Genomic DNA, 22,415 nt, shown 5'->3' on the forward strand with positions numbered 1-22,415 from the left:
AGTTCCGGTCTCCCTTACAACACGCCCTGGCGCAGCGCGAACGCGACCGCCTGGGTGCGGTTGCGCAGGCCGAAGCGGCTGGTGACGCCGCTGATCACGTGCTTGATGGTGCGCTCCGAGTAGTTGAGGCGGCCGGCGATCTCGGTGGTGTCGAGGCCCTCGGACAGCAGCCGCAGCACCTCGATCTCGCGGGGGCTCAGCCCGGACAGGGTCATGCCGATCGGCGCGAGGACGTCCCCCTGGAGGGAGCGGACCTTGTCGACGAGCCAGCCCTGGAAGTCCGGCGGCATGCAGGCGGCCCCGTTCACCACGTTCCGGATGGTGTCCACCACCACGTCGAATCCGGCCGCCGACCGCGGGATCACGCTGCGCAGACCGGCCTGGACGGCCCGCAGGACGTAGTGCTCGGGCACATGGTCCGAGACGAGGACGATCGCCACTCCCGGGTTGCGGCAGTTCGCGGTCAGCGACTCCAGGAGCCGCATCGTCGACTCGCGGAACTCGTCCGCGAGGACGAGCAGGACATCGGCCTTCGGCCGCTGCGCCGGTGACAGGACGCGGAGGTCCGGAAAGTCCCGCAGGCGGGCGAGCGTGCCCTCGCCGGTGAGCGCCTGGTCGGCGATCACGGCGACCGGGATCGTGCCCGGGGACGACGGGCGTGCGGCACGTCTGCCGTGGGGAGGGGACATCGTCGGGTTCATGGATCTGGTCGGCTCGACATCTCTTCGTCGGATGCGGATGCGGATGCGGATGCGGAGAAGGCTCGCGTGGCATCGTGACAGGAGGCTCTTGGCGGCGACTTGGCCCCCGTTTGGACGCCTTCGCGGTGCCGTGGGGCGTGGGGCGTGGGGCGTGGGGCGTGGGGCGTGGGGTCGCCACCCCACGGGGCCCGGCGCGCGGAACTGCCCGCCGGGGCGTGAAGTCCTGTCCGATCGGGACGTTCGCGCGGCCCTCGGCGAACCCCCGTCCGACCGCGGTGTTCGATGGTCGCAGGTGCCGCCCACGACGCGACGCGGCCCACCCCACACCCCGGTTGAGGAGTTTCCCGCATGACCCTTGTCTGTGGCCACGACGCACCCCCCTACGGCCCGCCCCTGTGTGAACACCTGCGCGGCGCCACCGACTCCGAGTACTTCGTCCACTACACCGGCGACGGTCTGCGCAACGAGTACGTCTGCGCGCTCTGCAAGGAGGCGGGCGGCGCGAGCGGTACGGGGGCGCGCCCGATGTGCGAGGACTGCGTCGACGCGGCCCTCGACGAGGTCCAGGGCGTGTCCGGGGCGCCCGGCATCACCGAGCGGCCCGTGCCGCTGGACGCCACCGTGGACACCAGGCCGCTGCCCGCCGGCGCGGGCCGGGTGACCGATATGGCCGTCACGGCACGTGGATTGCTGCTGCTCGGCGAGGACGGACTGGGCGGCACTCGGCCCGCAGGCCGAGGCGGGCGTCGCCGAGGACCGGGCCCGCGCCCGGCTCGACGAGGAGCTGGGGGAGGCGTCCGCTCACCTCGCCCCGGCCGTCCGTGCCGCGCTCCTGGAGTCCCATCTGGCAGAGCAGCTCCACCATCTCGCCCTGTTCCCGCTCGACGACGCCGACCGGCGCGGACTCGCCCTGCGACTCGCCGTCTCGGGGGAGTACGACAACGCGGCCAACGACCTGGCGCTCCCCCTGGCCGCCCGGGTGTACGGCTTCCCGGTGACCCTCCTGCTGGGCACCGGCGTCCAGCCGATGAACCTCGGTGACGACGGCGGTGCCCCCGTGGTCCTGGTGCGCATGGACGGCGCCGACCACTGGATGGCCACCGAGCCCCTCGGCCCGGATGCCACGGCCGCCGAGCCCGGCCACCCGGACGAGCCGGCTCCGGGCGACGGCACCTCGCCCGCCCCGCTCACCCCGCCCGCTGAGGAAGCCGCCCCCGGTGCGGACCCGCGACGACCGGCCGACCGGGTCGCCCGTCCCGTCACCCGCGCCGACTGGGTGCACCGCCGGGCCGGCGCCCCCGTCGCGCGCATGGCCGTGGAACGCTTCGATCCGGCCCGCGACCCGGCCGCCCCGAGCCGTCGTTCCGGCACCCTCGCGGGCGCCCGGACGCTGATCCGCTACACGGCGCGCCGTGTCCAGGCCGACAACGGCGCCTGGGTACGGGACTTCACGCTCAACCTGCCCGTCCGGCGGGCGGGATCCCTGGCGCCCGAACAGACGGCCCTGTTCCAGCGGCGCCTCCAGACGATCCTCGACACCCACCTCAACACCGGCTACGCGCTGCCCGCGTCCGGCGACCAGATCCATGTCGGCGTACGCCTGGTGGACGCGCCCCGGCACGGTGAGCACATCAGCCTGACCGACACCCCCGACGGTCCGCCGCCCCGCGCCCGGCAGCGCGCACTCGACCTGCGGCACGACGACGGGGTGCTGCTGCACGAACTGCTGCACTACCTCGGCCTGCCCGACGAGTACCGCGACCCCGGCACGCTGTTCCGGCGCTCCCGTGCCCAGGGCGCGGTCCAGGACGACGGCGTCATGGCCACGGCCCGGCTCCCGGAGCCCGGAACCCTGCCGCGCGACTACCTGACCGCCGTCGAGTCCCTGGCCGACGCCCACCTCGTCCTGCGCGACCACCCCCTTCCGCCCGAGCCCGCCGAGCCTTCCGAACCCGTGCGCCACGCGGTCGGCGACCGCCTCGACCCCGGCCGGGGCAGCGCCGCCTCCCCCGAGGCCGGCGACACCGGTCCCACCGGTCCACCCGCCGACCCGGAACCGGACGCGCTGCCTCCCGCGGATGCCGACGACCGGTGGGAGACCAGCCCCGCCCCGCTCCGGACCGTCACGGACTACCGGATACGGACCAGGGGCCCGGACCTCGTGCCCTTCCACCGATACGGACCCATCGAGGTCGCCGTACCGGACCCGTCGGCGGACCCGGCCGCGCCCGCCCTGCCCCACCGGCCCGAGCACACCGACACCCTGCCGCCGCTGCTGGCTTCGGGCGACCTGACCCTCGCCGTCAACCACGCCGGTCCGGGGGCACGCGAGGTGTACGCCACGCAACGGTCCGTGGACCGGGCCAACAGCATCCTGACGGAGATCGACAGCAAGCTCCGGCTCCGGCTCGACCACCGGGTCACGGTCCAGCTGGAACCGGGCCGTTCACCCCGGCTGAACCGCGTCACGCCGGAATTCCTGGACGACCCCATGCCCTCCGAGTGCGACGCCTTCGCCAACCGCCTGATCGGCGGAGCCCCCAACCGGCTGGTCCTCCGCGACGGCGAAGGAGGGGTGCTGGGCATCAGGACCGCCAAGCTCACCTCGCTGACCCTGGGCAACGTCCATGAACTGGCCCACACCCTCACGGAACTGACCGGCCGCCACGCCGACGGGCAACTCCCGCGCCCGGCGACGGAGGTCCGCCGGGCCCTGCTCGATCTGCGACGCGCGGAGCGCGACACGGCCGTGGCCCTGGACGTCGGCGGGGCCTACGAAGAGGCGGCCTCGGACCCGGCCGCGGACGTGATCGCCGGTCTCATGGGTGTCAACGCCGGCGCGGTCGCCGGCGTCGGAGAGGCCTACCTCGTCCAGTCGATCGGACGGATCGACGCCGACGGAGTGCTCACGCTGCGCGAGCCCGATCCCGGGCCTGATCCCGGGCCTGATCCCGGGCCTGATCCCGGGCCCGAGTTCGGGTCCGAGCCCGGTCCCGGGGCCCCGGCGCCGGGTGGCCGGCCGCCGGTCCGCCCCTACGGCTACCACTTCGCCACCACGGTCCTCACCAGCGAGGACGGCAGCGCCCACGTCACCCTGGAGAACCGCAACCGCGTGGGGGAGGAGCGGCGGGCGGCGGTGGAGGCGGCCCGGGCCAACACGGCCGCCGGGCGGACCTCCGGTACGGACGAGACCTCCGTCGCCGCCGCGGCCCGGGGCACGCTGCCGCGCCACCACGACCTGTGGTACTTCCAGCTCTACGGCGAGGGCAGGAGTCTGCACGGCTCGATCGCCGAACCCGTACCGGGCCGGGACGCCGCCGTGATGCAGAGGCCCTTCACCGCGGTCGTCTCCGGCGGACGCACGCCGGAGCCCTTCACGAGGATCTCCTTCGCCCGGGGCCGGCACACGTTCCTCGCCGACGAGCGCTTCAAACTGGACCAGCTGGCCCGGTCCGTGGCCCGCAACATGCTGTGGAACCAGCGCAACGGCCTGCCGCTGCCCACGGTGACCGTCACCGGCTACGGGACGGCCCGGATGCCCCTCCAGGCCGAACGGACCGGTACCGACCGGGCCCGCAACACCGCCCTCGCGTTCCGCGCGGCACTGGACGAGGCCCTCGCCCCGCTCCAGGCCCACCGGCCGCGGGCCACCCGGCTCTCGGCCGGGGACCTCACCGTCACGACCGCGAGCGGTGGCCGGAACTTCCCGCCCGACCTCGCCGAACGCGGCCTGCCCCGGCACCAGTTGCCCGCACGGCGGGACGAGTGGCCGCGTGCCGTCGTCATCGGCGTGACCACCTGAACCACCTCATCGGCCGGCACCGCGCGCGTCGGCCCCGGAGAAGCACGGAGAGTCGTCCATGCCAGCCACGTCCCCCCGGCCCGAAGAGCCCCACGAGCCCCGATCCCACGAGCCCCAGGAGCCTTCCGAGCCCCGGTCCGACGAGACCGACGAGTCCCGGTCCCACGAGCCCCAGGAGCCTCCCGAGCCCCGGTCCGACGAGTCCGACGACGCCGTCTGGGCACAGCCCCTGCCCTGGGCGGGCGACGATGCCGAGCCCGCGCCCGCCGCCCCCGTCCCGGCGCCCGCAGCAGCGCCCGGCCCCGACGACCCCCGGCCCGTGCGGCGCCGCCGTGTCCTGCCGGCCCGGCTCGTCCTCCTGCGCCCGTCCGAGCGCGGCTCCGCGACCCCCGACGGCGCGGCCGGCCCCGGCACCGCCCTGTCCTCCGCCCCCACGCGGGACGAGAGCGCGGGGCCCGGCACACGTGTCCCGATCCCGTTGGTCGCCGGGTCCGTCGCGCTGGTCTGCGTACTGGCCGTGGTGCCCTTCGCGGTCGGTTCGGACGGTGACGAAGGGTCCACGCCCCCGGCCCGTGCCGGAACCTCGGCCGACGCGGTCGCCGTACCCGTCGACCCCGCCACCGAGGGCCCCACGGGCGGTGGCAGCACCGGAAAGGCCGCCGAGGACACCGGGAACGACCGGGACGGCAAGGGCGACCAGGACGGCGAGGACGGCGAGGGAACGGCCGGTACGGAGATGCTCCCGGCCGCCGACGGCTCCGCCCCCGGCCCCTCGGCCGGCTCCGGCGGACCGGCCCCGGCCGAGGGCGGAGGCAAGCCCGGCACGGCCGCCCCGCCGCACGCCGCGGACACCAACGGCACCGCGGGCGGCGGCGCACCGGCCACCGGCACGTCCGGCGACAAGCCGGTCAAGGCGAAACCGACCACCGCCGAACCCGCCGTCCCCGCCCCCGGCCGGATGATCCGCAGCAACGCCGCCGCCCTGTGCATCGAGATCGCCGCCCACCGGGCCAAGGACGGCTCGCCCCTGCGCCTCGCCCCCTGCACGGGAGCGAAGTGGCAGAAGTGGGACTTCCGTTCGGACGGCAGTGTCCGCTCCCTGGGCCTGTGCATGGACGTCGCCGACGCCTCCTTCGCCGACGGCGCCGCACTCCAGGTCGCCGTCTGCAACGGCGGCAACGCCCAGCGGTTCGACCTCAACGGCGCCTTTGACCTGGTGAGCCTTTGGTCGTACAAGTGCGTCGACATCAAGGACAACGTCGTGGCCGGCGGGACACCGCTCCAGCAGTGGCAGTGCGCGGGCACCGGCAACCAGAAATGGCGGCTGCGCTGAGTGAGACAGCTGAGTGAGGCAAGGGGGGCGGAGAGCGTGCTGAGGTCCGTCAGCCCGATGTGAACCCCGTGTGGTGCCCCGCACGCACGCCAGTTCGGTAGATTGCTCTGCCATGCTGCGCCTGCACGTCCTCGGTCCGTTCGAGGCTCATTCGCAAGGGAACCGGGTGGCGCTGGGGGGTCCCCAGCAACGCGCGGTGCTCGCCATGCTCGTCGTCGCCCGGGGCAGCGTCGTCCCGGCCGAGCGCATCACGGACCGGCTCTGGCGTGACGGCGACCGCGACCGGCACATGGCCTCGCTGCACCCGCTGGTGTCCAAGCTCCGCCGCGTCCTCGAACCGGGACGGCCGCCGCGTTCGCCGTCGCAGCTGATCCTGAGCGCCCCGCCCGGATATCTGCTGCGGCTGCCGGGGGACTCCGTGGACGCCTGGCGATTCGAGACGGCCGTCCGCCGGGCGCCGGGCGCCGCGCCCGAGGACGCCTGGCGGCTCCTCACCGAGGCCCTGGAGTGGTGGCACGGCCCGGCCTACTCGGAGTGGCCCGACCACGACTGGGCCGCCGACGAGGCGGCCCGCCTCGACGAGTTGCGGCTGATGGCCCGTGAACTCCTGCTCCGGGCGGGGCTGGAGTCGGGCCGGGCGATGGAGGTCGTCCCCAGCGCCGAACTGCTGGTGCGCGAGGCGCCGTTGCGGGAGGAGGCGTGGCGACTGCTGGCCCTCGCGCTGTGGGCGGGCGGCCGCCAGTCCGAGGCCCTGGCGGCCGTGCGCCGCGCCCGGGCGGTCCTGGTCAAGTCCGTCGGGCTCGCCCCGGGCCTGCCCCTGGTGGAGCTGGAGCAGTCCATCCTGCGCGGCGAACGGGAGGCCCTCCGACAGGCCCTCGCCCTGCCCCGGGGCGGACCCGGGCCGGCCGTCGCGCTCCATGGAGGACCCCCGGACGCCCCGGCGCCCGCGACACCCTCCCGGGACGTCCCGGACGTTCCCCGGCCTCCCCGCACCCCCGCCCGCCCGCGCCCGACCCCGTCCCGGCCCGCGGGCGACGAGACCCTGTACGGGCGTACGGCGGAGCTGCGCCTGCTGAGGGAGGCCGCCCAGGGCGCCGCCCGGCGCGGCGCCGTCGTGATGGTGGCCGGTGAGGCCGGCTCCGGGAAGTCGACACTCCTCGACCACTTCGGGCACGCCCTGCGCGCCGACGGCTGGACGGTCGTCACCGGACGCTGCCCCGAGCACGAGGGCGCCCCCGCGGCCTGGGCCTGGGTGGAGGCGCTGGGCGAACTCGCCCGGCTCGCGCCGCCCGCCGCCGTCGGCCCGCTGGCCCCGCTGCTGCACCCCGGCGACCACGGCGAGCCCCCCCCACCGCGGACTCCGCCGCGGGCCGCTTCAAGGTGCACACGGCGCTCAGGGCATGGCTGGCCGCAGCGGCCACCGAGGCGCCGATCGCCCTCTTCATGGACGATCTGCACCGGGCGGACGCCGAGACGCTGATGCTCCTCAACTCCGCCGCCGCCCTGCGTGCGCCCGTGCTCGTGGTCACCGCCTTCCGCCCCGACGAGGCGGGTGAACGCCTCGGCCCGCTGCGTGCCGAACTCGCCCGCCTGGCCGCCCACCGGATCACCCTGCGCGGCCTGCCCGCCGCCGACGTGGCCGACCTGGTGCGGGCCGTCTGCGGCCGGCCCGTCGCGCCGGAGACGGTCACCGCCCTGACCGCGCGCACCGGCGGCAACCCCTTCTTCGTCACCGAGAGCGCCCGTCTGCTGGCCGCCGAGGGCAGTCTGACGGCGGTCACCGAAGTGCCCGAGGCCATCCGGGACGTCCTGCGGCTGCGGCTCGCCGGACGGTCGCGGACCGAGCGGGCGGTCCTGGCCCTGGCCGCCGTCTGCGGCCGGGACGCGGACGTCGACGTGCTCACCGACGCCTGCGACCTCCCCGCCGACCAGGTGATCGACGCCCTGGAACAGTGCGTCCGGGCCGGACTCCTCACCGAACCGGTGCCCGGCCGGGTGCGGTTCGCCCACGTCCTCATGCGCGACGTGGCCTACGGCGACCTCACCGGCCTGCGCCGGGGCGCCCTGCACAGCCGGCTCGCCGACTCCCTGGAGCGCCTGCGCCCGGGCGACCTCGACGCGCTCGCCCTGCACTTCGCCCGGTCCGGCGACGTGGACAAGGCCGCCGCGGCCGTGACGTACGCCGTCCGCGCGGCCGAACGCGCCGAGCGCCGCTACGCCCACGACGTGGCCGTCGACCTCCTCTCCCAGGCGATCACCGCCGCCGAACGCATCCCCAGCGCCCCCGAGCCGCGCGCCGAGCGGCTCGTCGACCTCTACGGGCGCCTGACCCGCGCCCAGGTCCGGCCGGGCGCCGTCTCCGCCGCCCAGGACACGGGGGAGCGCGCGGTGCAGGAGGCGCGCTGCGCGGACCGCAACGACCTGGTGGCCGCCGCCTTCGCCTCCTGGACCGAGCCCACCCCCTGGCTGACCCGGCGGCACTGGACGGTGGACGACCACGTCGTCGACACCCTGGAACGGCTTCTCGCGAAGGAGACGCTGCCACCGACGATCACCGCGCGCCTGCTCCAGCGCCTCGTCGAGGAACTGGCCGGCTCCGGCTCCGGACGCGTCCTGGAGGCCGCCGAGCAGCAGCTCGCCGTCGCCCGGGAGACCAACGATCCGGCGCTGCTCGCCGCGGCGTTCACCACCATGACCAAACTGCTGCCGCACGAGCACCAGGCCGCCCGCTGCTCGGTCGTGGTCGGCGAACTGCGCGAACTGCTCCGCACCCATGAACTGCCCGCCTACCAATGGGTCTGCGAGCATGTCGACTCGATGACCGCGGCGATCCGCAACGACACCGACGCCGTCCGCCGGCACGCGGAACGGGGACTGGACATCGCCCGCCGCTTCCATATCGCGGGCGCCGAGGCCGCGAGCCTGGCCACCCTCGCGATGCTCGCCCACGCGCACGGCGCGTTCGACGAGGCGGAGGCGACCTACCTCCGTGTCCGGGAACGCCTCAGCGGCCACAACCCCTGGCACGGGGCCGACATCTACACCCGCGGCCTCATCACCATCCGCCTCAACCAGGGCCGCGTGGACGAGATCGAGCCCCACACCCGCCGTGTCTACGAGACCTGGGGAGCCCACGGCGGCGAAGCCCTCGCGCTGGTGCTGGCCCTCCAGGGCAAGACCGACGAGGCCCGCGCCGTCCGCTTCCACCGAGATCCTCCGCAGGACCACTTCTACGGCGTCCGGCTCGGCGCCCGCGCCCGTCTGGCCTGCGTCTTCGGCGACACGGACGCCGCCGTGCGGCTGGTCCCCCTGCTCGAAGCCGTTCAGGACCAGCTCGGCTCCGCCGCGACCACGGCCTTCTGCACCCGCCCCTTCGCCCAGGCCCTCGGCGAACTGCACGCCCTGCTCGGCGACCGGCCCGCCGCGGCCGCCGCCTTCGCCAAGGCGGAACACGTCGCCCTGCTCTGGGACGCCCACCACCTCGCCGCCGCGGCCCGCGCCTCCGCCGAGGCCCTCACCGCCGGGCCCTGACCGAACCGGCGCCGGCCCTCCGGTCCCGGCCGAACCGGGGCCTCTTGGCGCCCACTTGGCGCCCCCTTGGACCGGCGCCGTAGCGGGGCGTTCCGGTGACCGGGCCTTGGGATAGTGGATTCATGCCCGAAGACCCGGGGTACGACCCCCCGCTGATCACGCATGTCTCCATCCATGACCGATGGGGGTCGGCCGACGGTGTTCTGACGAACCACGGAAGTTCTCTCGTGCTCGAATTCGGGGGAAACCGCTTCGAGGGATACAGCCCCGACGGCCTCGAACCGACGACGGACCCCGGACGCACCCCCCAGCCGCCCGAGCTGGACAACGGCGACCTGTGCGGGTTCACGATGACCTGGTCCCTCCCGGTCCGGGTCCGTCTCGCGTCGGGAACCGAACAACTGCCCCTGACACTGGAGGTGAGCGTCCCCAGCCGCTCCCGCCCCGGACCCCCGGCACTCGTCCACGGCGTCTCGCTGACCCTCCGCCGCGGCGACGACGTCCTCGCCGCCTCGGGTCATCAATCCGACATGGAGCAGGCACTGCCCGCATTGCAGCGCGACGCCCCCGACGGAGTGCACATCGAGACCTGCGCGAGCTGTGCCTTCTCCGACTACCACCCGGGCGGATACGGGTTCATGGGATCACTCGGCTGTTTCCGCAGCAGGAAGGAGGAGTTCGCGGCCATCGAGTGGAAGGACGGCCTCTTCGCGCTCTGGAACGACCGGGCGGGAGACGTCCAGGAGACGTACTCCTGCGCGGACTACACACGGTGAACGCCCTCGCCCGGCGGGCGCGCACCGTGACCGAGGCCCGCTGGTTCGCCCTCACCATGATCGGGGTCATTCTGGCCAACGCCGCGCTGCTCGGTCTGGAGACCTACCCCGGTCTCGTCCGCACCTGGGCACAGTGGATCCACCTCGCCGAACACCTCTGCCTGGCCGCGTTCACCGCCGAGATCCTGCTGCGGCTCTGCGCCCACGCGGACGACCCGCGCGCCTTCCTGCGCGACCCGTGGAACCTGTTCGACCTGGCCGTCGTCGCCTGCGCGTTCCTGCCGGCGGTCCAGCAGAACACCACCGTCCTGCGCCTGCTGCGCCTCGCCCGCGTCCTGCGCACCGCCCGCTTCCTGCCCCAACTGCGCCTCCTGATGGTCGCGGTGGGCCGCAGCCTCCCCGGCACGGCCGGCTTCCTGCTGATGGGCGGGCTGCTCCTCTACGTCTACGGCATGGTCGGCTGGGTCGCCTTCGGCGAGGAGGACCCCGACCAGTACGGCTCGATCGGCCGCGCCCTGCTCACCCTCTTCCTCCTCATGACCCTCGACGGCCTCGGTGAGGTGGTGCGCGGCGGCCTGGAGATCTCCCCCTGGAGCGTCCTCTACTACGCCTCCTACGTCCTGATCGCCTCCTTCGTCCTCGTCAACGTCCTCGTCGGCGTCGTCATCAGCTCGATGGAGGAGGCGCGCGAACTGGACCGGCAGACGGGAGCGCCCCCGCGCGACCCGGACGAGGACGAGGACGAGGACGAGCTCCGGACCCGTATCGCCGCCGCGCGCCAGGCCCTCGACGCCCTGGAAGCCGCCCTGCCCGCAGCCGCCTCCACCGGCCCGGGCGCGCCGGCAGCCGCGCCGGACCCTCGCGTGTTACTTGCTGGTAGGGAATGATGGCGCCCGACCACAGACGCGTTCAGGGGTGGAGTCAGCGGTGACGGCTTTCGAGGAAGAGACCACGGTGCACGTCTTCCGGGACGACGCCCTCGGAGAACACGACGCCGTCGGCCTCGCCGAGGCGATCCGGCGCGGCGAGGTCGGTGCCCAGGAGGCCGCCCGGGACGCGGTGGCGCGCGTCAGGGACGTGGAGGGGCGGCTCAACGCCGTCCAGGTCCATGCCGGGGCGCCGGCGCCCGTCCCCGGCGCGGACGGCCCGTTCGCCGGGGTGCCGACGTTCGTCAAGGACAACACCGACTACCTGGGCCTTCCCACCGGGCACGGCAGCGAGGCGTTCACTCCCCGGACCGCGCGACGCCACGCGCCGTTCGCGCGGCAGCTGGTGAGCACCGGTGTCTCCGTGCTCGGCAAGACCCGGCTGCCCGAGTTCGGGTTCAGTCCGACGACCGAGTACGAGGGCGCCGAGCCCGTCCGCAACCCGTGGAACACCGGCCGCTCCGCGGGCGGTTCCTCCGGCGGCAGCGCGGCACTCGTCGCCGCCGGCGCCGTGCCGATCGCCCACGCCAACGACGGCGGCGGCTCGATCCGCATCCCCGCCGCCTGCTGCGGGCTCGTCGGCCTCAAGCCGACCCGCGGACGCGTCCTGCCGAACGCGCAGAGCCGCCGGCTCCCCATCGACCTGGTCACCGACGGCATCGTCAGCCGGTCGGTACGGGACACCGCCGTGTTCCTCGCCGCCGCAGAGACGCACTGGCGCAATCCGAAGCTGCCGCCGGTCGGCCTCGTCGAGGGCCCGGCGAAGCGACGGCTGCGCATCGGCTTCCTGCCCGACTCGCCGAGCGGTGTCCCCACCGACGCGGCCACCCGCGCGGCCGTCACGGAGACGGCGGAGGCGCTGGAACGGCTCGGCCACACGGTCGAGCCCGTGGAACTGGCGGTCGACCCCCGCTTCACGGACGACTTCCTCAGCTACTGGGGGCTGCTGTCCTTCCTGATCGGCGCCACCGGCCGGACCCTCGGAGCCGGCTTCGACCGGCACCGGATGGACCCCCTCAGCCGGGGGCTGCGGGAGACGTACCTGGAGCACTGGCGGGGCACTCCCGGGGTGGTGCGGCGGCTCAAGCGCACCCGGGAGCCGTACGCGGCGGCGTTCCGCGGGCTGGACGCGATCCTCTCGCCCGTCCTCGCGCACACCACCCCGCCGCTCGGCCATCTCAACCCGACCGTGCCCTACCCGACGCTGATCGAGCGGATTCTCGCCTATGTGGCGTTCACGCCCGTCAACAACGTCGTCGGCACACCGTCGATCTCCTTCCCCGCGGCCGGCGTGACCGCCGAGGGCGGGCTGCCCGTCGGGGTCATGCTGTCCGGCCGGCCCGGCGGTGAACGGATGCTGCTGGAGGCGGCGTTCGAGCTGGAGGCCGACCGACCGTTCCGGCGGATCCAGGACCTGTGAGGCGAACGGGGGCCGGGTGCGCTCCGGCGGCGCGGGGACGGGCGTCACCGAAGAGGCGGGCGGTGCTGTTCACAGCCACCCGTGCCGCGCCGCGTGCCAGGCGAGCTGCATACGGGTCGCGGCCTCGGCGCGTTCCATCATGCTCTGGATCCGGCGCTGGACGGTGCGACGGCTCAGCCGCATCTGGGAGGCGATCGTCTTGTCACTGACCCCCGCCACCAGCAGGGACAGCAGGCGGCGGTCGGTGGGGGCCAGCGCGCCGGGCGCGGGGGGCCCGTCGTCCGGCGGTCCGCCCGTGTCGTCGATGTCGAGGGGGACCGCGTCCTCCCAGTAGCGCTCGAAGAGCGCGGTCAGGGCCGCGAGGAGGTTGCTGTCCCTGACCAGGGCCGTCGTGGGTTCCCCGGGGCTGCCGTGCGGTCCGCCGGTGACGAGGGGGAACACGGCCACGGCGCGATCCGCTATCGCCAGGCGCAGCGGCAGGAACGGCACGGCCCGGGCGACCTCACCGGCGCGGACGCCCGCCACCACGTTGTCCACCGCGCCCTCGTCGTCGAAGAACGCCTTCTCGTACAGCACCCGGTAGCGGACCCCGCGCGCCAGCGCGTCGAACTCGTCCGCGTTGCTGCCCGAGGGCATGGCCACGTACTGCGCCTTGCAGAACCACAGCATCTCGTCCTGCGCGCTCTTCTGAAGCCGGCGCAGGCACTGGCGCAGCGCCTCGGCGCCGGTGATGACCTCCAGCAGCTGGCCCGCGTCGTGCCGGCGCATCGTCTCCCGGTAGGAGTCCATGAGCCGCGCCGCCTCGCGCCGGGCGATGTCGAGGGCGTCGGCACTGCGCTTGAGCTGCGGCAGCAGAGCCGCGTCCGGTGGGGCCGCCTGGTAGAGGTGCGGTGTGCCGTCGGTCGGGCTGGCGAGTCCCTTCACCGTGAGCGCCCGGAGGACGTCCACCGCCCGGGACACCGTCAGGCCCGCGCGCTCCGCCAGGTCGCCGGCGCCCGCCCGGCCGGATGCCACGAGGAGCCCGTAGACGGCCTCCTCGTCGGGGGACAGCCCGGCGATCTCCAGCATGGCGAACGTCCTCCCTGCCGACCCGGGGTCGCATCGGTGAGTACCGTACTGCACCGCTCGGCAGGGCGGTGCGGGGGTCTTCGGCGAGGTCGGACACCCCCCTGAGGGGGTGTCCGACGCTGGGCTACCGGTGTACGGCGTAGGCGCGTTGCACCGTCTGCCGCACGCTGTTGCCGGCGCCGTCGCTCGCCGTGACGCGGAGGGTGACCCACGCTTCGCGACGCGTCGGTGCCGTGAGGGAGGCCCGGAAGGCGTTGCGGCCGTCGGCCGTTGTGCGCGCGGTGGTCCAGGTCCGTCCGTCGTCGTAGGACGCCTCGACACGGAGACTCACGCCACGCGGGGCGGCCAGGCCCTCCTGCGCGCGGACCGTCACAGCGATGCGATGCGACCGTCCGCCGTCCACCACGTTCCGCGCGTCGACCGGTACGCCGTAGTCGAGTTGAAGCAGTGGCAGCGGTGCGCTGCGCTCGCTCCGGCCGGAGCGGAACGACCAGGACGTATGGGTCGACACCCCGGCCTTCCAGTCCTTCGAGCCGCGCGACGTCGACAGATCGAGCCGGTAGCGGGCGGGTCCGGACGGAACGCTCACGTCCTGCCAGGCAGTGGTCACCCCGTCGACCCTCTCACCGTCGCGGTACAGGACCGCGCGGGTGACGTCCCCCTCGGGAACGTCACCGGAGGCACCGGAACCTCCCTGGGCTTCGCCGCGCGACCAGTGCCCGGCATGCGAGTCCGTGAACTCCGGGATTCTCAGGCGCATCAGGTCGCCCTCCCGCACGGTCGGAGTGGAGGTGCCCACGGGAATGGAGGGCCGCACGACCGCGCCCTGCCAGGTCTCCCGCGGCTGCGGACCGGCCCGGTGGGTGCGCGGGTGGTCGCGCATTCCGACGACGAGGGGCTCGTCCAGGGAGAGGGTCGTCGTGTGGTGCACCCGGTGCTGCCACGCGGTGCCGTTGGCGCTCACGTACTCGGTGCGGGTGACTCCCAGGGGGGTGAACCGGGTGTACTGGTTCCAGGCCGTCCTCTGGTAGGGCCGCCAGCCGAAGCGCTGCTCGCTCGCCCAGCCGCTGACACCGTTGTCGGCATAGGTGGTGGGGACGACCGCGCTGTTCGACGCGGACACCGTGTGCACCACCCGCCGCGGCACCTGCTGCTGGGCCACCTGCATCACGTCGTAGAGGTAGGGGCTGTTCGCGGTGCCGGAGAATCCCACCGAGGTCGAGCCGCGGGCGATACGGGTCAGCAGTGCCATCCCCTCCGACCTGCCGATCCGTACCGTGGGCAGGGCCCAGCGCTCGCCCATCGGCTGCCAGCGGGTCCAGCCGTTGTCGTCGTAGTTGATGATCAGCACCGCTCGGACCCCGGCCCCGGCGGCACGCTCGACAAGGGCCTTCTCGTCGGCACCCGAGGGATTGTTGACCACCGCGAGCCTGCCGCGGGCCCTGGTGAGGACGGCGTCCTCCACCTCACCCGCGTCGACCGCGGACAGGGTCGCGCCGGAGGCGGGAAGCAGCGGCGACATCGGCATGTAGAAGGCGCCCAGTCCGGCCCGCGTCCCCTTCACCTTCGCCTCCAGCAGCGGGGCGACGAGCTGCCAGCGGGAGGCGAATTCGAAGGTGCCCTCGGTGACACGGGCGGTCGGACTGATGTACAGCCGCTTGGCGCTGTCGAAGAACATGGTGCCCTGCGTCAGACCGCGGCCCCCGATCTCCCGGTGGGTCTGGTAGCTCAGAATCCCGCGCTGCTCCGCCGGCCGGGGCGTGCGGATCTCCACCGGCACTGCGGTACGGGCGTCCAGCGTGACGGTCATGTCCCTGGTGACGCGCACTTCCGGGAGCACCACGTGGCGCAGTTCCTGGCCGTCGCCCGAGGAGTCCAGCCGGCTGGTGCTGATCTGGTACACGCCCTCCTCGACCTCGGCGACGGCCGCGGCGGGGTCGGTGTAGCCGACGAAGCCGTCCGCGCCCCAGAGGGTGGGCAGGTCGTTGACCTGCCTGCCGTCCTTGTCGATGCTCCGCACGGTGATCCGGTGCGTCGGCCCGTGGACGACGAGGCTCACCGTGGTGTGGGCGAGCACCGCACCGCCGGCGGAGGTGGCGGTGACGTATCCGTAGAACCTGCCCTGCCCCGCGCGGGCGGGGTCGACGGTCAACGGGACCTCGACGGAGGACCGCGCCGGCACCCGCACACCGGTCGCGCCGAGGCGCGCCGATCCGTCGGCGGGCTTCCGGCCGCCTTCCGTGGCCAGTTCGACATCCAGACTCAGCGCGACCTCCTTGTCGGAGGAGTTGGTGTACCGCAGCCGGGCCACGTCGGGCTCGGTCGCCTCCGACGTGTACGGGCCCAGGGTCAGGGTCCCGGTGGCGCTCACGGCACCGAGTACGGCGGCGCGCGCGTCGATCCGTCCGCCTCCCTGCTCCGTCGCCTTCTGGCCGGCCACGGTCACCGCGGTGCTGATCAGAGCGTCCTTCAACTGGGCACCGGTCCAGTGGGGATGCCGCTGGGCCAGCAGCGCGGCCGCCCCCGCCGCATGGGGAGCCGCCATGGAGGTGCCGGAGGCGGCGACGTGCCGCTCGTCCACCGGGGAACCCATGGAGGTGCCGGCCGCGCGGGCGGCCACGATGCCCACACCGGGGGCCGTCACGTCCGGCTTGACGGCTTCGTCGCCCAGGCGCGGGCCGCGGCTGGAGAAGGGGGCGAGCGAGTCGTCCCGGTCCACCGCGCCGACCGTCAGCGCGGCGTCCGCCGCGCCGGGGGAGCCGATGGTCCGGGGGCCCTGGTCGCCCGAGTTGCCGGCGGCCACGACGAACAGGGCGCCGCTGTGCCGGCTGAGGTCGTTCAGGGCCGTGCTCATCGGGTCGGTGCCGTCGGTGGCCGCCGAGGAGCCGAGGCTCATGTTGACGACATCCGCCCCCTGCTCCACCGCCCATTCCATGCCCGCGATGACCTGCGACTGGCTCCCGAAGCCGTCGTCGCCGAGCACCTTGCCGACCAGCAGCCGCGCGCCGGGCGCCACGCCCTGGCGGGAGCCGCCGGAGCCGCTGCCGCTGCCCCCGACGATGGCCGCCACATGCGTGCCGTGCCCGAACAGGTCGCCGGTACCGGTACCACTGCCGGAGAAGTCCCTGGCAGCCGTGACCCGGCCGGCCAGATCGGGGTGGCTCTCGTCGGCGCCGGTGTCCAGGACGGCGACCTTGACCCCGTCACCGCGGTAGCCGGACGACCACACCTCCGGGCTGCCGATGTGGGCCGTGCTGCGGTCGAGGGAGGCGCTCACCCGGCCGTCCAGCCACACGCGCGGCGTGCCGGCGGCCTTCGTGCGTTCCCCGCCGGAGGGGAGCAACGCCTTCCAGAACCGTCCCAGGTCGGCGTTGCCGATGCGCAGGGCGCGTGCGTCGATGCTGTCGAGCCTGCGCACGGACGAGTCCTGTGCCAGACCCGTCAGTTCGCCGAGGGAGGAGGCCACCACCCCGTCGGGCTCCTCGACGATCAGCGGCAGGGCGTCCGTGTGCGCGGTGTCGTACCGCTGCGCGAGGAGCGAGGTGACGTCGAAGAGGCCGCGGTCCAGGCGCCCGGTTGCCACCAGCGGGTCGGCGTCGGACGGCAGGACCGTCACACGGCCGTCCTCTTCCAGTGTCCGGAAGAGCACCCCCTCCCTGCCGGGACCCGGAGTGACGGACGCCACCTGGCGGCCGTCCGGGCCCGGGACGAGCGTCACCCGGTCACCGGTGATCAGCCGGACCGTCGCCGGGCCGTCTGCCGGCGGGCTCGCGGTGACACTCCCACCGGGCGGGCTCGCGGCCGCGGGCAGGGGCGACACGGCGCCGGCGGCCAGCGCGAGTCCCGCCGATACGGCCGCCAACAGGCGAAAACGTCTCATCGGTGCGTTGCCTTTCTGGGCATCGAAGTCGTGGCATGCGGGGGTCAGAATGTGCCGACGGCCGGGTGAGTGTCATGCGAATCCCGTGACGCAGGTGGGACATGTCGCAAGCACGACAGGGTGAGGCGCATGCATCATAAGGTTGATGCGTCAACCTTGCATGGCTAGGGTGAGATCCCGGCCGGCGGATGTCCGCCAGGCCGGCCCCGGACAGGTCCACGAGGAGGACACATGGCGGTCGAAGTGAACGACGCACCCGAGGCGAAGCGCTACGAGGCCCGCGTCGACGGAGGGGCCGAGCCGGCGGGCTTCGCGCAGTACATCCGCACGGCGGAGCTCATCGCGTTCGTGCACACCGAGGTCGATCCGGCCCACGAGGGCAGGGGAGTCGGGTCGGCGCTGGCCCGCACCGCTCTCGACGAGTCGCGGGAGGCGAAGCTGCGGGTGCTGGCCACCTGCCCCTTCTTCGCGGGCTGGATCGACCGGCATCCCGAGTACCGGGACCTGCTGTACCAGGCGCGCAGCAAGGTCAGTGACTGAGGGGGCCGCCCGCGCGAGCGCCGGGCATGTATGTTGACTAGTCAACTAAGTCGTTGATTGGATTGCCCCCGGACGTCACCTCCCCGTAGGAGGAGCGGCGGCGCGGCAGCCCTTCCGAGGAGGAATGATGGAATCTCGCGTGGTGGACAACCCGGGCGAATCGCGGTTCGAGATCTTCGACGGCGACGAGCGCGCCGGATTCGTCGAGTACCACCGGTTCCGGGACGAGATCGCCTTCCTCCACACGGAGATCGACCCGCGGTTCGGGGGGCGGGGCCTCGGCGGTGTGCTCGCCCGCGCGGTCCTCGACGAGGCCAGGGAGAAGGGGCTGAAGGTGCTTCCCTTCTGTCCCTTCATCCGCGGCTGGCTCGGCCGGCACGCGGAGTACACCGACCTGGTGCCGCAGGAGCAGAGGGCCCGGTTCGGGCTCTGAGGCCGCGTCAGGACCCGTGGGAACCAACGGAGTTGGCGCTCGCGCTCTTCGGCGAGGTCCATGACCTCGGCGTGCGCGTCCCGCACCCCCGCACCCCCGCACTCCGGCACCGCGGAACGGCCGAGGGTGCCGGGGCCGCGGTGGGGTCAGACCTCCTTGACCGGATGCCCGCTCATGATCGACACGCGGTTGAAGGCGTTGATGGTGATCGCGACCCAGAGCACGGCCGAGATCTGGTCGTCGGTCAGCTCGGTGCGCGCGGCGGCGGCCGCGGCGCCCCGCGCGGATCCGTCCAGGTTCGTCGCCGCCTCCGCCAGGGCCAGCGCCGTGCGCTCCGCGGCGGTGAAGACGTCCGTCTCCCTCCAGGCCGCCAGCAGCCCGAGGCGCCCGGCCGTCTCCCCGGCCGCGAGTGCCGCCCGCGTATGGGCGCGCAGGCAGTAGGCGCACCCGTTGATCTGGGAGACGCGGAGGTTGACCAGCTCCACCAGGGTCACCGGCAGGCCGGCGCGAGCCGCCGCCGCACCGGCGGCCTGGGCGGTCCGTGCCAGAGCACGGAACACGTCGGGGTCGAACTTGTCGATGAACACGTTCCGGTCGCGGCTCGATGTCGAGGTGATGGTCACTGTGCGCTCCTTGGGGCGAGAATGTTGTTGAACGATAAACCATAGATCCGGAGAGACAAGCATGAGCAACGTCGAGCCCGATCCCGTCACCACGCGCTGCGCCAACGGGCCGGAGGCGGCCGACCCCGCCCTCCACCAGGTCGAGATCCTGACGCCGCGTGAGGTTCCGCTCGGCGGTCCCCGGGCCATGCGGGTGCGCCGCACCCTTCCCCAGCGGGCCCGGAGTTTCGTGGGCGCCTGGTGCTTCGTGGACCACTACGGACCCGACGACGTCGCACTGCGCGGGGGCATGGACCTCCCACCGCACCCCCACACCGGACTGCAGACGGTCACCTGGCTGTTCAGCGGGGAGGTGGAGCACCGGGACAGTCTCGGCAGCCATGCCCTCGTGCACCCCGGCGAGCTCAACCTGATGACGGGGGGCCGGGGGATCAGCCACTCCGAGGTGTCCACCGCGCGCACGACCGTCCTGCACGGCGTGCAGTTGTGGGTGGCGCTGCCGGACGCGCACCGGGAGGCGGCCAGGGACTTCCAGCGGTACGTACCGCCGCCGATCCGGAAGGACGGCGCCGAGATCAAGGTCTTCCTCGGTTCCCTGCTGAACGCCGTCTCGCCGGTGCGCACCTTCACGCCGCTGCTCGGCGCGGAGCTGACTCTCGCGGCCGGCTCCTCACTCACCCTGCCCGTCGACGCGGGGTTCGAGCACGGGCTCCTGGTGGACAAGGGGGACGTCGAACTCAACGGGACCGTACTGAGCCCGGCCGAGCTCGGGTACCTGCGTCCGGGCATCGGCTCGCTGACCCTCCGCAACACCGCCCCGACCGGGGCCCGCGTCGTTCTTCTGGGCGGACCGCCGTTCGAGGAGGAGACCGTCATGTGGTGGAACTTCATCGGCCGCAGCCACGACGACATCGTGCGGGCCCGCGAGGACTGGGCGTCGGCGTCCGACCGCTTCGGTGAGGTGGAGGGCTACGCCGGAAAGCGGCTGCCCGCCCCGGAACTGCCCAACGCGACGCTCTCGCCCCGCCGAAACCCGCCCCGCTCCTGATTCGCCGGACCCCTCCTGGGAGATCCTTTCACGTCCGCGTCCGGCGGATATTCGCCCGAACCGCCTCGTCGATCGGGGTCGAACCCGTGTTGAGTTCGAGAATCTGCCGACCGATGCCGGGCTCGTGGAGCAGTGCGGCGAGGGTGCCGGCCACGTCGTCGCGGGTGATCTGTCCGTGGAACTCCGCGGGCCCCAGGGACACGGTGCCGACTCCCGGGCCGTCGGTCAGCAGGGAGGGTCGGAGGATCAGCCAGTCGAGCTCACTGCGGCTGAGTGCGATGTCCGCGTCCTTCTTCACGGCGAAGTAGTACTCGACCTCCTCGCCGAGGTCGCGTTCCCGCCATGATTCCGGGAGGACCGAGACCAGGGCGAAGCGTTCGACGCCGGCCAGGCCGGCCGCCGCGATCGCCTTCGTGACCCCGGAGCCGTCGATGGCCTTGGTGACCTCCTTGCTACCGCCGTTCGATCCGGCACTGAAGACGATCGTGTCGGCGCCCGTGAACGCCGCGGCCAGTTCCTCCACGGTCATGGAGGAGAGATCGCCGACTCGTGTGTCGATGCCCTGCGTCGCGAGCTCGGCCCGCTGGTCGTCCCGGCGGACGAGCCCGCGGACTGCGTCTCCTCGCGAGCGCAGTTTCCGCGCGAGCAGACCGCCGACGCCACCGGTGATGCCCATGATGAAAATGTCCACCGCAGATGCTCCGCCACTCGATAAGGGGTCGCCGGCTCCGAGGTCCGCGCGACCGCTTGATGCCGGCCGGCCCGATCGGGCCGGCCTCGGGACCACCACCCTCGCACGGGCGATTGTGTGGTTGACGTGTCAAGTGTCATGAAGTGTAGATGATGCATCAACCACCACGGTCGGACGGGCCCCGGCGCCGTTTGCCGTCACGGCAGTGGTGTCGCCACCCGAATCGGCTTCCGGGGAGCCTATTTTTCCTTGTGCGAAGGCCGCCGTCGTCGAGTGGGAGCTCGAATCCAGGAGCCCCGACCCGCCGGGCCGACAGGACGAAGGAACAGCCGGAAGGATCACCATGACGAACGCGCCCGCGGGCGAGAAGCCCGACTTCACCGGGCTGAGCGCGGTGTACATCAACTGCACCCTCAAGCGGTCGCCCGACCGCAGCCACACCCAGGGCGTGATCGACCGCAGCGTGGCCGTCATGGAGGCGCACGGCGTGAGCGTGGACCAGATCCGCGCCGTCGACCACGACATCGCCACCGGCGTCCGGCCGGACATGACCGAGCACGGATGGGGCACCGACGAGTGGCCCGCACTGCTCCGCCGTGTCCTCGCCGCCGACATCCTGGTCATCGGCGCACCGATCTGGCTCGGTGACAACAGCTCGGTGACCCGCCGGGTGATCGAACGGCTCTACGGCTACTCCGGCGTGCTCAACGAGCAGGGCCAGTACGCCTACTACGGACGCGTCGGCGGCTGCCTCGTCACGGGCAACGAGGACGGCCTCAAGCACTGCGCGATGAGCATCCTCTACAGCCTCCAGCACATCGGCTACACCATCCCGCCCCAGGCCGACGCGGGCTGGCTCGGCGAGGTCGGCCCGGGTCCCTCCTACCTGGACGAGGGCTCCGGCGGCCCCGAGAACGACTTCACCAACCGCAACATCTCCTTCATGACGTACAACCTGCTCCACCTCGCGTCGATGATCCGCGGTGCCGGCGGGTTCCCGACCTACGGCAACCAGCGCTCGGCCTGGGACGCCGGCTGCCGCCCCGACTACGCCAATCCCGATTACCGCTGACCCGTCACGTCCCCGGGGCCCGGGACCGATGTGGGCGCGCCGCGGTCCGCCCCGGCGCCGCCCCGGAGCGCGCCGACCCGGACCGGATGCCGCCTGCCGGCGCCGGGGCGGCGAGCTCGGACCGCGCCGTCGGCGGGCGTGGCCAGGAGCTGCAACTCCCAGGCGAAGGCCACACCACTGGCACCGCCGTGCTCCAGCTGGATCTCGGCGGCGCTCTGTACGGTCTTCTCGCGGGCCCGGTGGCGCTGCCACTCGCCGAGCACGGCCATCCATGTGATCGGGACCACGCCCGCCCGGACCATGCGCAACACCGCCATCTCGTGCGCCTCCTTCGAGACTCCGCCCGAGGCGTCGGTGACGGCGAAGACCTCGAAGCCCTCGCCCGCCGCCTGTATCGCCGGCATCGCCACGCAGATCTCCGTCCAGAGGCCGGCGATGATCAGCTTCCTGCGGCCGGTCGCCTTGACGGCATCGACCACCCGCTCGTCCTGCCAGGTGTTGATCAGGGTCCTGTTGATCGGCTTCTGCTCCTTGTTCTCGGTGCTCACGAGTTTCCCCTCCTGGAAGTCCG

17 protein-coding genes and 1 pseudogene are annotated in these 22,415 nt (G+C 73.3%); 11 read left to right on the plus strand and 7 right to left on the minus strand.

From position 1 onward, the window contains the following. Positions 1 to 14: 14 nt before the first annotated feature. Positions 15 to 689 (minus strand): response regulator transcription factor, encoded by a 675-nt coding sequence (locus tag ABZ457_RS23405; protein ID WP_359160367.1) that lies wholly within the window; start codon positions 687 to 689, stop codon positions 15 to 17. Between the two features lie 452 nt (positions 690 to 1,141). Further along, positions 1,142 to 1,378: a hypothetical protein gene (locus ABZ457_RS23410; protein WP_359160370.1), complete on the minus strand. Its 237-nt coding sequence runs from the start codon at positions 1,376 to 1,378 to the stop codon at positions 1,142 to 1,144. A 5-nt stretch (positions 1,379 to 1,383) separates the two neighbouring features. Between ABZ457_RS23410 and ABZ457_RS23415 the strand changes: the two genes are divergently transcribed. From ABZ457_RS23415 to ABZ457_RS23445, 7 genes are all read left to right on the plus strand, one after another. Continuing rightward, positions 1,384 to 4,503: a hypothetical protein gene (locus ABZ457_RS23415; protein WP_359160373.1), complete on the plus strand. Its 3,120-nt coding sequence runs from the start codon at positions 1,384 to 1,386 to the stop codon at positions 4,501 to 4,503. A gap of 58 nt (positions 4,504 to 4,561) precedes the next feature. Then, positions 4,562 to 5,836 (plus strand): ricin-type beta-trefoil lectin domain protein, encoded by a 1,275-nt coding sequence (locus ABZ457_RS23420; RefSeq protein ID WP_359160376.1) that lies wholly within the window; start codon positions 4,562 to 4,564, stop codon positions 5,834 to 5,836. Between the two features lie 112 nt (positions 5,837 to 5,948). Then, the gene (locus ABZ457_RS23425) at positions 5,949 to 7,316 is read left to right on the plus strand and encodes a BTAD domain-containing putative transcriptional regulator (RefSeq protein WP_359160379.1); all 1,368 of its coding nucleotides are present in this window, start codon (positions 5,949 to 5,951) and stop codon (positions 7,314 to 7,316) included. Next, positions 7,217 to 9,367: a hypothetical protein gene (locus ABZ457_RS23430; protein ID WP_359160382.1), complete on the plus strand. Its 2,151-nt coding sequence runs from the start codon at positions 7,217 to 7,219 to the stop codon at positions 9,365 to 9,367. Before ABZ457_RS23425 ends, ABZ457_RS23430 begins: the two co-directional genes overlap by 100 nt. 122 nt (positions 9,368 to 9,489) lie before the next feature. Continuing rightward, positions 9,490 to 10,143, plus strand: a complete 654-nt coding sequence (locus ABZ457_RS23435) for a DUF6304 family protein (RefSeq protein WP_359160384.1) — start codon at positions 9,490 to 9,492, stop codon at positions 10,141 to 10,143. Positions 10,144 to 10,199: 56 nt separating this feature from the next. Further along, the gene (locus ABZ457_RS23440; RefSeq protein WP_359160430.1) at positions 10,200 to 11,030 is read left to right on the plus strand and encodes an ion transporter; all 831 of its coding nucleotides are present in this window, start codon (positions 10,200 to 10,202) and stop codon (positions 11,028 to 11,030) included. Between the two features lie 40 nt (positions 11,031 to 11,070). After that, positions 11,071 to 12,489 (plus strand): amidase, encoded by a 1,419-nt coding sequence (locus tag ABZ457_RS23445; RefSeq protein WP_359160387.1) that lies wholly within the window; start codon positions 11,071 to 11,073, stop codon positions 12,487 to 12,489. Between the two features lie 69 nt (positions 12,490 to 12,558). Here the strand turns inward: ABZ457_RS23445 and ABZ457_RS23450 are convergent, their stop codons facing one another. Continuing rightward, complete coding sequence (locus tag ABZ457_RS23450; protein WP_359160390.1) at positions 12,559 to 13,557, minus strand: helix-turn-helix domain-containing protein; 999 nt, start codon at positions 13,555 to 13,557, stop codon at positions 12,559 to 12,561. A 124-nt stretch (positions 13,558 to 13,681) separates the two neighbouring features. After that, a complete protein-coding gene (locus ABZ457_RS23455; protein ID WP_359160393.1) occupies positions 13,682 to 17,437 on the minus strand; it encodes a S8 family serine peptidase in 3,756 nt (1,251 codons plus the stop codon). Positions 17,438 to 17,668: 231 nt separating this feature from the next. On the opposite strand from ABZ457_RS23455, the gene ABZ457_RS23460 reads away from it, so the two are divergent. Further along, complete coding sequence (locus ABZ457_RS23460) at positions 17,669 to 17,977, plus strand: GNAT family N-acetyltransferase (RefSeq protein ID WP_359160396.1); 309 nt, start codon at positions 17,669 to 17,671, stop codon at positions 17,975 to 17,977. Between the two features lie 127 nt (positions 17,978 to 18,104). After that, the gene (locus ABZ457_RS23465; RefSeq protein WP_359160433.1) at positions 18,105 to 18,410 is read left to right on the plus strand and encodes a GNAT family N-acetyltransferase; all 306 of its coding nucleotides are present in this window, start codon (positions 18,105 to 18,107) and stop codon (positions 18,408 to 18,410) included. 146 nt (positions 18,411 to 18,556) lie between these two features. Here the strand turns inward: ABZ457_RS23465 and ABZ457_RS23470 are convergent, their stop codons facing one another. After that, positions 18,557 to 19,033, minus strand: a complete 477-nt coding sequence (locus ABZ457_RS23470; protein WP_359160399.1) for a carboxymuconolactone decarboxylase family protein — start codon at positions 19,031 to 19,033, stop codon at positions 18,557 to 18,559. Between the two features lie 61 nt (positions 19,034 to 19,094). Here ABZ457_RS23470 and ABZ457_RS23475 point away from each other — a divergent pair, with 61 nt between their 5' ends. Then, the gene (locus tag ABZ457_RS23475; protein ID WP_359160402.1) at positions 19,095 to 20,081 is read left to right on the plus strand and encodes a pirin family protein; all 987 of its coding nucleotides are present in this window, start codon (positions 19,095 to 19,097) and stop codon (positions 20,079 to 20,081) included. Positions 20,082 to 20,109: 28 nt separating this feature from the next. Here ABZ457_RS23475 and ABZ457_RS23480 read toward each other — a convergent pair whose 3' ends face one another. Beyond that, positions 20,110 to 20,772: an NAD(P)H-binding protein gene (locus ABZ457_RS23480; protein WP_359160405.1), complete on the minus strand. Its 663-nt coding sequence runs from the start codon at positions 20,770 to 20,772 to the stop codon at positions 20,110 to 20,112. Positions 20,773 to 21,115: 343 nt separating this feature from the next. On the opposite strand from ABZ457_RS23480, the gene ABZ457_RS23485 reads away from it, so the two are divergent. Then, positions 21,116 to 21,844: a flavodoxin family protein gene (locus ABZ457_RS23485; protein ID WP_359160408.1), complete on the plus strand. Its 729-nt coding sequence runs from the start codon at positions 21,116 to 21,118 to the stop codon at positions 21,842 to 21,844. 137 nt (positions 21,845 to 21,981) lie between these two features. On the opposite strand, the pseudogene ABZ457_RS23490 reads toward ABZ457_RS23485, so the two are convergent. Next, positions 21,982 to 22,374 (minus strand): annotated as a pseudogene (locus ABZ457_RS23490) (isochorismatase family protein); the annotation flags it as partial. Positions 22,375 to 22,415: the final 41 nt, after the last annotated feature.

This window comes from Streptomyces sp. NPDC005805 (assembly GCF_040630445.1).
Taxonomy (GTDB): Bacteria; Actinomycetota; Actinomycetes; order Streptomycetales; family Streptomycetaceae; genus Streptomyces.